This window comes from Allorhodopirellula solitaria, from assembly GCF_007859855.1.
GTDB classification, from domain to species: domain Bacteria; phylum Planctomycetota; class Planctomycetia; order Pirellulales; family Pirellulaceae; genus Rhodopirellula; species Rhodopirellula solitaria.
In genome coordinates this window covers 313646-328656 of record NZ_SJPK01000004.1, presented here as the reverse complement: position 1 = coordinate 328656, position 15011 = coordinate 313646, and the positions used below count along the sequence as shown (strand labels likewise).

General features: G+C 59.0%; 9 protein-coding genes. 8 read left to right on the top strand and 1 reads right to left on the bottom strand.

Translation table 11 applies throughout. The annotated features are described in order from the left end of the window. Nucleotides 1–7 precede the first annotated feature (7 nt). The 5 genes from CA85_RS09975 (at nucleotide 8) to CA85_RS09955 (ending at nucleotide 11707) form a co-directional block, all read left to right on the top strand. Nucleotides 8–2611, top strand: coding sequence for a BatA domain-containing protein (locus CA85_RS09975; RefSeq protein ID WP_146391186.1), 2604 nt, complete (start codon nucleotides 8–10; stop codon nucleotides 2609–2611). Beyond that, entirely contained in the window at nucleotides 2608–5520 is a 2913-nt protein-coding gene (locus CA85_RS09970; RefSeq protein WP_146391185.1) for a VWA domain-containing protein, read from the top strand. Before CA85_RS09975 ends, CA85_RS09970 begins: the two co-directional genes overlap by 4 nt. Nucleotides 5521–5638: 118 nt before the next feature. Further along, the gene (locus CA85_RS09965; RefSeq protein WP_146391184.1) at nucleotides 5639–8200 is read left to right on the top strand and encodes a polyketide synthase; all 2562 of its coding nucleotides are present in this window, start codon (nucleotides 5639–5641) and stop codon (nucleotides 8198–8200) included. A gap of 221 nt (nucleotides 8201–8421) precedes the next feature. Continuing rightward, nucleotides 8422–10311, top strand: coding sequence for a coiled-coil domain-containing protein (locus CA85_RS09960; protein WP_146391183.1), 1890 nt, complete (start codon nucleotides 8422–8424; stop codon nucleotides 10309–10311). Between the two features lie 25 nt (nucleotides 10312–10336). Next, nucleotides 10337–11707, top strand: a complete 1371-nt coding sequence (locus CA85_RS09955) for a tetratricopeptide repeat protein (protein ID WP_246112660.1) — start codon at nucleotides 10337–10339, stop codon at nucleotides 11705–11707. 407 nt (nucleotides 11708–12114) lie between these two features. Here the strand turns inward: CA85_RS09955 and CA85_RS09950 are convergent, their stop codons facing one another. Beyond that, on the bottom strand, nucleotides 12115–12309 hold the full coding sequence (locus CA85_RS09950; protein WP_146391182.1) for a hypothetical protein: 195 nt from the start codon (nucleotides 12307–12309) through the stop codon (nucleotides 12115–12117). A gap of 54 nt (nucleotides 12310–12363) precedes the next feature. On the opposite strand from CA85_RS09950, the gene CA85_RS09945 reads away from it, so the two are divergent. The 3 genes from CA85_RS09945 to CA85_RS24835 form a co-directional block, all read left to right on the top strand. Beyond that, nucleotides 12364–12882: a four helix bundle protein gene (locus tag CA85_RS09945; RefSeq protein ID WP_146390591.1), complete on the top strand. Its 519-nt coding sequence runs from the start codon at nucleotides 12364–12366 to the stop codon at nucleotides 12880–12882. 77 nt (nucleotides 12883–12959) lie between these two features. After that, on the top strand, nucleotides 12960–13853 hold the full coding sequence (locus CA85_RS09940) for a restriction endonuclease (protein ID WP_186774847.1): 894 nt from the start codon (nucleotides 12960–12962) through the stop codon (nucleotides 13851–13853). 919 nt (nucleotides 13854–14772) lie between these two features. Next, the coding region (locus CA85_RS24835; RefSeq protein WP_222435426.1) for a hypothetical protein at nucleotides 14773–15011 on the top strand (239 nt) is incomplete at its 3' end.

The following is a 15011-nucleotide window of genomic DNA, read 5'->3' as shown; positions in this document are numbered from 1 at the left end:
CGCACCCTTGTTCCTTTACCCCACCCTCGCCGTTGGTTTCCTGTTTGTCGGTGTTCCGCTATTGGTTCACCTGATCAACCTGTTGCGCCACCGTCGTACAAAGTGGGCGGCGATGGATTTCTTGCTGGCGAGCTACCGCAAGCAACGGCGCTGGATCGTACTGCGTCAACTCTTGCTGTTGCTCACACGCTTGGCGGTGGCGGCGCTATTGATCGCGGTTCTGGCAGGCTTGATCGGGGGCAAGCGGTTCATTGGGGCAATCGGTGGCCAGACAACGCATCATGTAATCGTGCTCGATGACAGTTACTCCATGCGTCAACGTGCCGGCGGTGGGGCTGAGGGTGGCGCCGTTAGCGATAGTGGCCGCGACACGATTGCCTATGATCGGGCGTTGAGCGCGGTGGCGACCTTGGTCCGCCGTCTCAGCGCCGATGAGGGCGTGCATCAACTCACCGTGATGCGGGCCAGCCGGGCCGCAGTGCTGAATGATTCCAACAATGGAACCGCCGACGCGGCTGCAGACATCGCCGCTCAAACGCTCACCGACGACGCGCGCCAGATCGAGCGATTGATGAGCACGCAGGCCTCCACGCTGAGAACCGACCTGGTGCCCGCGATCGACTTGGCCGGCGATCTGCTCCGTGCCAATCCCTCCGACGAGCGGCGACTGTATGTGATCAGTGATTTTTCGCGTCGCGATTGGCAGTCTCCTCGTCGATTGGCCGCGTCACTGGAGAAGGCTCATGAGAGCGGTGCTGAAATTCGCTTGGTCGACTGCATGGAAAACAACGATCCGGCACCGCCACGCAACCTCGCGATTACCGACCTGACGCCCGAGCCAGACGTGTGGGTGGCGGGCGTGCCCGTGATGGTCAATGTGACGATCAAGAATCACGCCGATACCGCGGTCAAGAATGTTGCCCTCTCTGCTGCGGTGATCACGTACGGGGAGGACGTCAAAATCGCCGATCCCACATCGGCGCTCAGTGGCACGACGCAGAGCCTACCGGCGATCATGGTCGAGGCCATTCCAGCAGGCCAGCAGCTGACCAAATCGTTCCAAATTTATATTGATCGCCCCGGCACGCACGTCGTGCGAGTGGGCTTGCCCGACGATGCTTTGGCGATTGACAACACACGGGTTTGCACGATTCCACTGGCCGACGCGCAGCGGGTGTTGATCGTCGACGGCGATGCCGATGGTCTCGGCGCCTACCATATCTCATCCGTGTTGGATCCGGGCAGCCAGGTCCGTATCGGAGCCATTCCCGAAGTGCGTCCCACGTCGATGCTCCGTGACGCGTCGCTGGAAACGCTACAGCGATATCGAGCGATCTACTTGGTCGACATTCCCGAAATCAGCGATCGACTCGCCCAGACACTCCGCCAATATGTGCGCGATGGGGGAGGCATCGCATGGTTTCTAGGAGCCGATGTTTCTGCCGATAGTTACAACCGTGTGCTGGCGGGCGACGACCGCCGTTTACTGCCCTTTCCGCTCGATCGGGTGGAGGCCAGCGACGAGCAGAATCCGCTGAGCGATGAGCCGGTGCCCGCGAGCCAATCCGGTCGCGGTGAATTGGTGTTCGGCAAAGACGGAGATCTACTCGGCCCGATCTCGCGAGCGGGCAACGGTGTGTTCGGGCTCGTCAACATCGAGCGTGCTTGGAGCCCTGAGATAGATGACGACTCGGACCGATTCAGCCCGATTCTGGATGGCGCCGAGACGGCCGAGTCCAGTGAAAACGCGGTCGAGTCGACAACAGACGCTGGCATCGACACCCGCATACTGCTCTCGCGAGCCGCTGGCCAGCCGATTGCGGTCCGACATGGTCTCGGCCGTGGCCGCATCGTGACGGTGATGACCGGTCTCGACGGTGCTTGGAATAATTGGCCGGGTGACCCCAGTTTCGTGGTGTTCCTCCTGCAAACCAATGCGATGTTATTTAGCGGTGCCGCACCGCCGACATCGCGACTGATCGACCAACCCGCCGTGCTGCCTGTTCCCGGTGACACGTATCTCCCCTCTGCAACACTCCTGCTACCCGCCCCGGAGCCACCCCGCATGTCGATCGAGTTGGAAGCCGACGACCAATCGCCGCAGATCGAAGTGTCGCCGACCGAGATGTTGATCGCCGACGAAGCAGGGCTCGATGATTTTTTGATGCCAGGTGTGGATGAATGGCAGCGCACCGGTACGGACGGGCAAACCAGTGTGCTGCCGATGGCCGCTGCCCTGCGGCTAGGCGAATCGGACCTGGCCAGAATGCCCCATGCAGAGATCCTACGTGACATGCCGGGAATGGGTATCGAGTTCATTTCGGCGTCGACCTGGAACAACGATGCGAACGTGGGTGGGATGTCCACGTTCTTGTTGATCTTATTGGCGCTCTTGGCAATTCTCTTGGCGGTTGAGCAAGCGTTGGCGGCATGGGCTTCTTACCACGTCAAGCCGTCGGCCGGCGATCAGGGTGGTCGCAGCTTCCTCCGCCGCTCGACGTCCTTGACCCAACCCCATTCCACGGGCGAGACGCGGTCGCGTTCTCGGCGTCGCCGAGCGAGCACCGCTACGCAGCCTCAAGAAACAGGTAGTCGGGAGGCGTCACAATGATCGTTTATGAATTTGCCCGCGCTGCGGCGATTGATGGCTGGTGGCTCTGGGCCGCCGTCGTGGCTGGCATTATCGCGATTGTTGGGCTCTGCCTGTTCTACTATCGCCGCGATGCTGCTGAGTTGCCGCGCCCGGTGCGTTGGACGTTAATGGGGCTACGCCTGGTCGCCGTCCTCTCGCTCGTGTTTCTGTTCTTCGACTTGGTCCGCCGCACCGAACGCAGCGTTACGCGTCCGAGTGAGGTGGTCGTGATGGTCGACACCAGCCAATCCATGTCGCTGCCCGCCGGCGACCAGTCCGATGCAGCCTCGCGGACCCAGGCCGCAGTCGAACTGCTCGACAGGTCAGAACTACTCGACACCTTCGACCAAGATCATCGCACCAGCGTCTATGCGTTGGGTGGAGCGGGTGGGCCGCGACTGATTTCAACCACAACGCCACCCTCGGCCGACGAGGAATCGAGCGACACCCCAGATGGTCAGGCGGGGCGATCCGATGGCAGCCCGGGGGATGAAGGCAGTTCAGCGACCAGTCCCTTTTCCTTGTTTGGTCTGTTTTGCTTGGCTATTTTTGCGATCGCGAGTGCGTTGGCTTTGATCACAGGAGCCACCGCTTCCCTCCGGCCCGCCAAGCTGGAAACGGAGGATCAGAATCGCGCGAGCCAATCGGTAGCGGGGAATGAAACAATCGGGTGGATGCTATGGGTGGCTGCGATCACCATGATCGCTGGCATCATTTCGTTAGGCAGTGTTTACGCGGTCCGCACGGATCAGTCCTTCCTCTCGGTGCTAGGGATCTCCGATTCGGGGATCTCCGGATCAGACGATGGTTCTGAAGATCCTTCGACAGATTCGACCGAACCCGGTGCAGGTTCGCCAGCAGATGACACAGACGAGCCCTCGCTGCAGGCTCCCGAGGCGACAGCGATTGACTGGGAGACTCAGCTCGCCGCCAGCGACCCGCAGAGCCCCATCGGCGATGCGTTGCGATCGATACTCGTCGACCACGATGCGACAACCTTAGCCGGCGTGGTCCTGATCACCGATGGTCAAAACAATGGTCCCACGCCGCTTTCTTCCGCCCGGGCGTTGGCCCGGCGGGATGAGGTTTCACTTTATCCAGTCGGTTTGGGCAGTAGCCAACCGCCGACGAATGTTCGCGTGGTCGACCTTGAGGCACCCCGCCGCGTCTATCCCGGTGACAAATTTGTTGTCGCAAGTGTTCTGCAAGCGACGGGCAAGTCCCCTGTCGAGGTCGACGTGGAGTTGATTGACGCCCTGGATGATGGGGGTGAAGACACAGACAGTGGAAACCCGAGTGCCGTCACTGGTAATGACGGCGAAGAGGTGTCAACGACGCTGCCGGGCGGGCAGGTCCTCGAGAGTCAACGCGTGCGGTTGGAACCCGACGCCAGCCTCACGGATGTTCGCTTTGAAATTGAACCGCAAACGGTCGGCCGGCGACGACTCGCTGTTCGTATCGTGGCGCCTGCGGACGACCACAACCGTGTCGACGATATGCAATCGGCTCGCTATGAAGTCGTGGCGCGGAAGTTAAAAGTGCTCGCTATCGCTGGTGGTCCGACGCGGGACTATCGTTTTGTCCGCAACCTTCTGTTTCGTGACGAATCGGTCCAGCTCGACGTGTGGTTGCAGACCGGGCAACTCGGTATGAGCCAAGACGCCGACGGACTGTTGACGACGTTCCCGGAAACGGCAGAAGAACTCTTCGAGTACGACGCGATTGTGATGTTCGATCCGGACTGGTCTGCGATCGGTACGGCGTCGCTCGATCTCATCGATCGTTTTCTCACCCAGCAAGCCGGTGGGTTGGTATTGGTGGGCGGGCCCGTCTATCACCCCAAAATCACCACCAACCGCGGCGATGCTCGCACGAACCAGATCCGCGGCTTCTTCCCCGTGAATCTCGCCACGCGCGGGCCGTTGCTTGGCGGCGGGCGGCAGGGTGGACGCAGCGCTTGGCCGCTGCAGTTCACTTCCGAAGCGGCCAGTGCCGAGTTTCTGTGGATAGCCGATACGCCGCAGGAGAGCTTCGATTTATGGCAGGATGTGGGCAGCGTCTACGACTTCGTCGGCGTCAAAAGTGCGAAACCGGGTGCGAAGGTGTACGCGTATTTCTCCGACCCCACGACCGAAATCAGTGGCAGCTTGCCGATCTTTTTAGCGAGCCAGTTTTACGGTGCCGGGCGTGTCTATTTTCAAGGCAGCGGCGAGATGTGGCGGCTCCGAGCGGCGGGCGACCAGTATTTCGACAACTACTACACGAAACTGATCCGCTGGGTGAGCGAGGGCCGGTTGCTCCGCGATAGCAACCGCGGTGTGTTGCTGGTCGATGCCACCCGCGCGATGGTCGGGCAGACCGTCACACTCCGCGCTGTGCTCGTCGATGCGCAGTACCAACCGCTCAGCGAGCCGTTTGTGACCGCGAAGCTGCTCTCTCCCGACGGGCGGTTTCGAGATCTGCGTCTGACACCTTCGAATGATTCGCCGCGGGGCGGTACCTACACGGGTAACTTTGTGGCGACCAAGAGTGGTAGCTACGAGATCCAGCTGACCGTGGGCGATGCCCTCGACCAAGAAGTTCTGCGGCAGAGTGTGCAGGTGCGTTTGCCGACGAGCGAATTGGAGAGGCCGCGCAGGGCCGATGACGAACTCATGCAGCTGGCCATGGCAACCCGCGGTAAATATTTTCCGGTCAATGAAGGTGAGACGCCCTCGATGGTCGCCGCCAAACTCACCTCCGAGATCGCGCCGCAGCCCCAGGTGACCGTGCTCGCAGGCACTCCGGATCGGTTATTCGGTGAACGCCGCAATGCGGTCTTGATGTGGTTGATCGCCTCGGTGCTCACGTTTGAATGGATCACCCGCCGGCTGCATCGACTCGCGTAAAGGACTGCCTCTGGGAAGCGTTTTTTACTTGGCTGCCACTTCGCATAGCGAGCTGGTATCATGGTCCGATGGTGGCCTTACCCTTTTTCCACTCCTCGTCTAAGCGTCTGAATTCACGATGCATCCGAAGCTGCAAACACTGTTATCGCGACTGCGACATCGGGTGCGCCGGTACATCGTGTGGGACTCCATGCTAGCGATTGCAGCGGCAGTCCTGGCGGCCTTCTGGATCGCGTTCTTGATCGACTACTTGCCCGTGCGGATTGGCGGCAGCGAGATGCCGCGATCGGCGAGAACTGTCGTTTTGATCGCGACGCTGGCCATGACCGCCGTGCTGCTCTGGCGTTTCTTCATCTCGAGAATGCAGCGTGAACTCCCCGACGATTCGCTGGCGCTGTTGATCGAACGGCAGCACCCGCAGTTCGGTGGGCGATTGGTGACTGCCGTCCAGCTCGGCGAGACGCCGCGGGAGGGCGATGCTCACAGCGAGACGTTTATGAAAGAGGTCTACGAGGAAGCCGAACAGCAGGTCTCGCACGTGGACTTGAGCCGGGTTTTTCGCACCGAGCCGATCCGGCGGAAACTCATGATCGTCGTCCCGCTGCTGCTCGCCGCAGTCGTGATGGCGGTTGCGAGCCCCAACACGTTTGCCCGCGCCGTCGGCCGGCTGACGTTGTGGTCGGACTCACCGTGGCCGCGGCGGGCCGCACTGGAGATGGTTGGTGTGGAAGTTCCGATCATCGCTGCGACGCAGGATGAGGAGGGGATGACGCAGATGGTTGAGTTCGACAACGGCGTCGTGCGTCTGGCACGAGGCAGCAACGCGTCCCTCCGCATTCGCGCCGCGGGCCAAGATCATGGCCACGAAGTCCCTTCGCTCTGCACGGTCTCCTACGTCGACGAGGACGGAAATCGCGGGCAGAGCAATCTCCGCCGCGTCGGTCGATTGGTCGATGGCTATCAATCCTTCGTGCTCGACGGGCCTCCCCTGGCGTCGCTCGCCGGGTCGGTTTCATTGACGATTCGTGGGCTCGATGACCGCTTGAGCGACTACCGCATCGAAGCGGTCGATCCACCGGCGATCGCGGGCATGCAGATGCGGGTTCGCTATCCCGATTACCTCCGAGTTTTCTCCATCGATGACAACGGTGGGCAAAATAGCGAGGGGAGCCCCAGCGAGAATTTCGATCAACAACTCGACTACCAAGCGGGTGTGCGGATTCGAGAAGGTAGTTCGCTCACGCTGGTGGGCCAGACCAGTTCGCCTGTAGGAGAGGTCGATGTGGTAGTCACTGGTGAAGACTTCGATGCTCGGCTGCGGGCGGAGGAGCGAGCCGCAGGAGTGGAGGTCAGCCCAGCGGCCGATCCGGGCGGCGTGGAAGTCATGCCGGCAAAGATTGCCCCCGACGCGATGAGCTTTTCACTCCAGCTCGACGATGTCCGCGGCGCCACCTCGATTCGTATCGTGCCCCGTGATAATGAGGGCATTTCGGCGCAAGCCGCCTATCGGTATTTCATTGGCGTTGTGCGTGACGAGCCCCCCGAGACGAGCATGAAACTATCCGGGATCGGATCATCGATCACGCCGATTGCGATCCTGCCCATCACGGCAGCGGCCACAGATGACTATGGCGTCGACGAAATGTCGATCACGATGCGCGTGCGAAACCAGGCTGCGCTGGACGGCGGTGCGGAGGCGATACCTGAACCGTCATCAACTGGGCAGATCCATGCGCTCTCCCCTGATCTCGATCGTCAGGGCGAAGCCGAATTGACGATGGACCTGCGTGACTTGGTCGATCGAGAAATGCTCAAGCCGATCGAGCCCGGTGCGACGGTGACGATCGGCACCACAGCGCGAGACCGTTTCGATCTCGACAGCCAGCACGTGACCGAGGGCGAGTTGATCCGGCTGCAGGTTGTGACGCCCGAGGTGCTCCTGGCGACCCTCGAACGCAGAGAGCTCGAGTTTCGTTCGCGGCTCGAACAAGCGATCGACGAGACGCGGCGGCTGCGCCAGAGCCTGACTGCGATCGAAGGTGAAGCAACCGATGTCTTGGGGCAAATCGCTGGTGGTGACGAGTCTTCGCCTCCGGCGGCAGGGCAAGACGAACCCGCTGAGGCTGGCAATCCCAGCGTCACGTCGCAACAGAGCGAAATCGATCAAGACGCGCTGCGTGATCGCCAGCGAGTGCAATTGCGGATCCGCCAAGCCGGGCTGCAGGCATCGAAATCTACCGAGGAACTCGCTGGAATTGTCGCGGGTTTAGACGATCTCGTGCTCGAAATGGTCAACAATCGCATCGATTCGGTCGACCGCCGAGAACGTCTCCAACAAGGTGTCCGGGAACCCTTGGCCGCTGTCGTGCAGGAACCTTTTCCGCTGTTGGGACGTCAAATAGTGGAGTTGGAACGGATTTTGATGTCGACAGCGGATTCCGAGGACGACGAAAATGCCGAGCCAGCGACGGTGCAAGACATGCAGCAGGCGGTGCAGCAAGCCGTCGCGACCAACGACGAGATTTTGCTGCAACTCTCCGCGGTCCTCGAAAAAATGCTGGACCTGGAGAGCTTCAATGAGATATTGGACCTAATGCGCGGGTTAATCGACGACCAAAAAAGTTTGTTGGAAGAAACGGAGGAAGAACAGCAGAATCGGGTGCTGGATCTGTTTCAATAAGAGGCTCCGGATCCTCCCGAATCACCGTCGTCCCCGGGCAGCATCAAATCAGAGACACTGCACCAGCTCGCGTGAGGGGTTTGAATTACCACATTGGCCAGCGAAAATACGCTCAATCGGCTTTCTAACGTGGAACACAGCCGGTTTTCGCATCAATTTTCCGTTCACATCCTGCTAAGATAAGACGAGCCTCGATCCCAATCCCGATCACCGATTTCAATATGCGCGGCATCGAATCCATCGCACAACCCATTTCGATCTCTGCCAGCCGCTGCTGGCTCGGGATGGTGATCACCCTGTGCCTCGTTTCGCTTGGCATGCTGACATCGCCCGCAACAGGGCAAGACAGCACCGGTCCGAATGCGGCGGCCGAGGCCGACCCGTTGGTGGCCCGACAATCGAGTGTCGCATCCCGGTACGCTCGTCTTGAGGAGCTACTGCTGCGATTGGCGGACGTTGAATCCCGAGAGAATCCGGAGCGAGCTGCACTGCTCAAGCGGGTGGCCCGCCAATCACGCGAGCGATTTGTGCTGGAGAAACTACGCGGTTCCAGCACGCTGATCGCCAGCGGCCAGCTGTCGAAAGCTCTCGAGGAACAGGAAACGGCCACCGGAGAGCTCGAGGGTTTGCTGAAGCTGCTGCTCACCGAAGATCGTAGCTCGCGCATTCGCGACGAGAAAAAACGCATTGCTGAAATGATCAAGCAACTGCGATTGACCGAGCGAAACGAACGCAGTGTGCGGGCAAGGACCGAAAATGGCGTCGAGATGGAGGAGGTTTTGAAGGAGCAGGAGGAAATCTCCAAACGAGCCGAGGCACTTCAAGAGGAGTTTCGCCAAGACGATCCCGAGGAAGAGGAGCAGGCGAGCGAGGAAGCTGCCCAGAGCGAGGAAGCTGCCCAGAGCCGGGGAAACTCCCAGAGCGAGATGAGTCCTCCCCAACAGGGAGGCGACCCCCAGGAGTCGACCGAGGCTGAGGATCCGGCCCAGCCGAAAGACTCGCCGAGCTCCAGCGAACCAGATGACGCCGAGAAAGCCGACGACAAAGATCCAGCTGCCGAGAACGAATCCGAGGGGCAGGAGGGCGATCCGAAGGAGAGTCAATCCGGCGAGTCCCAGGAGTCCGACGGACAACAGCCAGACGGCGAGAGCGAGAACTCGTCGGAGCAGCAGTCTCCCTCCGAGTCGCAGCAATCTCAGTCTCCCTCAGGGCAGAGCGAGCCGTCCCAGAGCGGGCAACAGGCGGCTCCCCAGCAGCCCAAATCGCCCGAACAGGATGCCCAGGACCAGCTGCAGAAAGCCATTGAGCGAATGCAGCAGGCCCAAGAAAAACTCGCTCAGAAAGATCGCAGTGGGGCAACCGAGGAACAGCGTCAAGCGGAGGAGGAGCTTCGCAAAGCCATCGACCGGCTGGAGAAAATCCTGCGGCAGCTACGCGAAGAAGAGATCCAGCGCGAACTCGCCAAGCTCGAGGCACGGCTTCGTAAGATGGCTGCGATGCAGTCCGCGGTCCTCGACGAAACCGAACAGGTCGCCAAGACACCCCCGACGCAGCGAGACCGAACCACCGACTTGAAGGCAGGCGATCTCGCCTTCGAGGAACAAAAGATCACCCTCGAAGCCGACCGGGCCATGCTCTTGCTGCGTGAAGAGGGATCGAGTGTCGCCTTCCCCGAAGTCATTCAACAACTCCGAGAGGATACCCAGCGGGTCACCACGCGACTCGGACAGAGCAAAATTGACTTGGTCACTCAAGGCATCCAGAGCGATATTTTGGCGGCTCTCGAAGAGATGATCGCGGCCCTCGCTCAAGCCCAACGCGACAATGAACAGAAGCAACAACAGCAACAGCAACAACAGGGGCAGCCCAGCAGCCAGGGGGCTGGCGAAGAACCGCTCGTGCAGGTGCTCGCCGAACTGAAACTGTTGCGGACGATGCAGACCCGAATCCATGGGACCACCGATCGCTATGGCGATCTGTTGGAACAGAATCAGGCGGACGAGGCCAATGCCACCGGCGAAGAAATCCTGCCGCTCTTAAAGGATCTCGCCCAAAGACAAGATCGGCTGTACCAGATCACCCGCGATCTGGTCACCAAACGCAACCAATGAACTCGTTTGCCGAGAATTTGATTTCATGCCAACCACGATAACATCCACGGCCAAGGTCGCGCGACACAGCCGGTTTGAGAACTCGGTCCGACCGTGGCTGCCCCATTGGGCCGCTGCCCTGAGCGTGATGTCTTTCTCAGCCATCGCGGCGTCGAGCACTCTGACGGCGGCGCCGACACCCGCGGGGTTCGTCGATGCGACCTGGGTGGCCGATCAAGCGGTCCCCAGTGACGAAGTGCCCAGCGAAACGGTTCCTAAACAAAATGTTCCCGAATCGGGTCGCGACGATGAGCCGCCGCTCGAACCCGAATTTCCTCCGGAGTCCTTGATTCCTGAGCACGAAGCGACACCGATCGATGACCAGAGTTTGGTGCCGTCGACCGATGCGGAAGCTGGCGGCGCTCTGCGCGCCAATGCCGATTGGCAGCCGCGAGACGCCGTCGCCATGTCAGAACTGCTCCGCCGCTCCCTCGACACGATCGGCACACCTCCCGAGCAGATCGGTCGCTCGAATGAACAGTTCCTGACTGATGTTCGCCAGGATGACACGGAACCGCTGACCGCGTGGGTGCAGGCAGTCGCCTTGCAGATCACGGCAGTCAACGAGATGTTCGCTCGCGGTCAGGACCGGCTGCTCGAACTGCCGTCTCGGCTCGACCCGAGTGGTCCCGACTACGCAGCCATGGAATCATTGCCACCGGAGATCCGTGCGGCACTGCGAACGTGGATCGGCCGCGAACTCGTTCGCGCCCGGTACTACGATGAAGCCTTGCCGATTTTTGCAGAAGTCGATCCGGCGAGTTCGCCCGATGCCGCCTCGTTGCTGTTCTATCGGGGCGTCTGCTATCACTCGCTGCTCAAGACCCAAGAGGCGCTCGCGGATCTGCGAACGCTGCTCCAGCATGAAGACGACATCCCCGTTCGGTTTTCACGCACCGCGGAAATGATGATCGCTGACATTGAGCCGCTCGAAGAGGACTCGCTCGACGAGATTTCGCGGCTGATGACCGATGTGACACGCAGACTCGATTTGGGACGGGCGGATGAACCGACCCAGCAGCGGGAACAGGAGATCATTGACAAACTGACCAAGCTGATCGACAAGGTGGAAGAACAGCAGCAACAACAGCAACAGCAACAGCAACAACAACAGGGTGGCCAACAGGGCGGCAGCCCGAGTGGTGGGCAAGCTCAACCGATGCAGGACAGCCAGATCGCGGGCGCCAGTGGTCAGGGCGATGCCGATCGCAAGGACAACGGCGACAAGAGCGGCTGGGGCAACCTGCCCCCCGCCGAGCGTCAAGAATCACTGCAACAAATCAGTCGCGACCTCCCGACCCACTACCGCGAAGCCATCGAAGCCTATTTCCGAAAACTGGCCACGCAGCAAAAGTAAACTCAGCTGCCCGCCAGTCGCGGGCCGATGCTCGAGCTAACTGCTAAGCGTCCAAGCGTTCCGGGAACGCTGGTTCTTCTCGGGTTTGACTGGCACTTGGAAATTCCACCACGTTGGAACGGTCTGAGCAATCGGTTGCGAGCCACTAGATTCCGTGAGCAACCCTACGCCGACGTCGTTTTAGATATTAGCCGGTGGGCGTTAGCCCCGGTTTTCTGCGGGCAAACGCGAAGCGTTCAAGGAACCGAGGCTAACGCCCACCGGCTACTAAACCGAAACAACTCCCCCGACCTGCTTAGGCCCGCTCGCACGTCTGAAACCGCTCGGCATCGGCGCAGCTTTACCGAGTCGATGTTTCGCTTGTCAGCAGCCCAGGTCAATGCGTTCGTCTCAAATTTCTCACTAAATTATGCTTGCTCCCCGAATCCAGGCCCCTCATACTCAAGCGGCGCCAACCGGCGATAAGACTCCCTCGAACCGGCGATAACACTTCCCGTGTCACCGAGGGAACCGAAGGTCCAACCGGCGATAACACCCCCGAGGATCAGCTTATCACCCCCACAACCGGCGATAATTACCTCGTTCTGCCACAAAGTGGCCATCGTGCTCGTGCTCAGTGAAACGGTGCTCGTGCTCGTAATCGAAATGGCGCAACCATGACCGAACCAATCTTCGACCACGATCGACTCGACGTCTACCGTTTGTCAATCGGATACGTCGCTGCTGCATTCGACGTTTCGAAATCGCTGAGCGGTTTGCATCGCCACGCTCGTGATCAATGGCTTCGCGCTGCTCAATCGATTCCGCTGAACATCGCCGAGGGTAACGGCAAGCGCAGCTTGAAAGATCGTGCTCGATTTTTCGACATTGCTCGCGGATCTGCGTTTGAATGTGCTGCGATTCAAGATGTTCTGGTTGCGACGGACGGTTTGGAGGACGTGGCGAGTCGAGAACTGAAACGGATGCTCAAACGAATTGTCTCGATGCTAACTCGAATGGCGATGAAGTTTGACGGCGTTAGGGAGCCGTCGGTAGACTATGAGCTGGGGAACGATTACGAGCACGAGCACCGCGATGCTGAGCACGAGCACGAAAGAAAGCCAGAACCAAGCCGTGCACCTAAGGACGGCTTGCGCGATTATACCAATGGAAAATCAATCGTCCGTCCTAGGTGACGGCAACCGTTATCCGACTGAAATCACACTACGCCCCTTGCGTTGCCCCTACCAAGCCCATCTGGCGGAGCCGAAACTTGCCCAAACGCACCAATAGCTTCCAGCAATCCATTAGGTTTATTTACGAGGCAATCGCTGAACAAGGGTTTGTGGTGCTGGAGTCGGAAGAGTTGACTGACTCGGACGGTTCTACGCTACGCGAAGTTGACCTGCTCATTCGAGGCTCAGTTGCAGGGCACGCGGTGAGCATCGCGATTGAGTGCCGTGACCGATCAAGGAAGGACACGGTAGAGTGGATTGACCAACTAATTGGAAAATATACTGCAATTCCGGTACAGAAAGTCGTCGCAGTTTCTGCGACTGGATTTTCCAGGTCGGCAACCGACAAAGCAAAAAAGCACCAGATTGAAACGCTAACGCTAGCACAGGCAGAGGAAGCCGACTGGGCAGGGTTTGTTAAGCTTGGGGCAGTCGTGACGCACTCGCCAAAGTTTGAGCTATTGAGTGTAGAACCGCTGACGGAAGACCCTGATTTCCCACCACTGAGGCAAATCCTGGACTGGACGGCTTTCAACGATCGCTGTCAGTACGGTTCGTTCCGAGAGTTCCTCGGTAGATACTTTCGGGAACGACTGGTCGAAGAGTGCCTGGAACTCTATAACGCTGAATTCGGCACAGCTAACAAAACGCTTGAAGATCTTAAGTCAGCAAAAACATTCTTGGTCGAATCTAGCATAGAAATGTCACTGGTGGACGAGGCCGGCGAGATCGTTACATTGCCTAGCCTCCGGTTCATGGTTAAGGCGGTGACCCAGGTGACGACCCTTGATGTAAATCATCGAATATTAAATGGGACAATGTTGAGCGAATCGACGTTTAACGATTCTCGCGGAGAATTCACATTTCGAGCGGCCCAACAAAGCGAGTCCAAAAACATAGTCTACAAGCATGAGATACACCCCGGCGGATAACCATGGCATGCACCGGAGTCCGTGTGCCACTCCGCTACGGCGGTTGGCTTCGCCATTTTACCGCCTCCGCTCCGCGTCACCCGGCCCCGGTGATGCCGGGCGTTATCCCATGCCAATGTCGTGAACGCGTCTGACATGCCACACCTGACGTTCTCGGCCAGCCGATGGCGTTTCTTCACTGCTACCACGCTCAGCAGCTTGTCCATCGGTATTACAATCTACTGCCTCACTCGATGGCTTGGAATTCCGTACGGATGGGCAGTGCTTCTCGTCGTGATTCGTGCAGCCTTCTGGGCTTGCACCATCGATATTCGGAAATTCGATGTGACTGTAGACGGGCGGATGCTATCTGGGCCAAGCTTGATTTTCAGCTCCCAAGCGGTATCCATCGATTTGGACGACGTAGATCCGGAATTTGTCAACGAGTGGCTCGGTGTTTTCTCCATACACGATTCTGCTGGAAACGAAGTTATGGCACACTATCAATACTACATGCCAGAAGATCGTGTCGTCCTTCGCGCCCTCATCGAGCGTCTTCGTCGGCCGCGATAGGGCTATTGCATTTTGGATTGACAAGCCATTCACACTGCCTACACTCAACGCACGCTTCATATCCGTGACCAAGGTCGGCGGAATGCGTTCGGCGTAGCTTGTTTCTATCTTTTCTCGTTTGGAGATACATGTTATGCCTTTCTCACTTGGCGGATACGAACTTCTCGCAATCTTAGGACACGTTCGGAAACAACTTCGGCAATCGTGTAAACTCAGCGATTCCCGGCGGCGTTAAAAACGCCGTGTTTTGCGGGGTCGGCATTTGCTAGCACTTCGCCATGATTGTGGCGAGTCGTGGACTGCCAAAATCTTGCTGGTTTTCTATCATGAGAGGGTCCAGAATCCTTCGGCGTTGAGCACCCTCATCATGACAGACCAAACGCTTTCCCCCAGAACCCGTCGGTTCCTTTCAGCCGATGCACTCTTCAAGCTACTGCGGACTCGATTCCAGTGCGTCCAAGACGATCGAAAGCAAGCCAATCTCACCTACCCCATGGTCGATGTGCTGATGAGCGCTCTGGCCATGTTCGTCTTCAAGGATCCTTCCCTGCTCGCATTCGAAGAGCGAAAAGACGATCAGTCACTCAAAAGGATCTTCAAGATCAA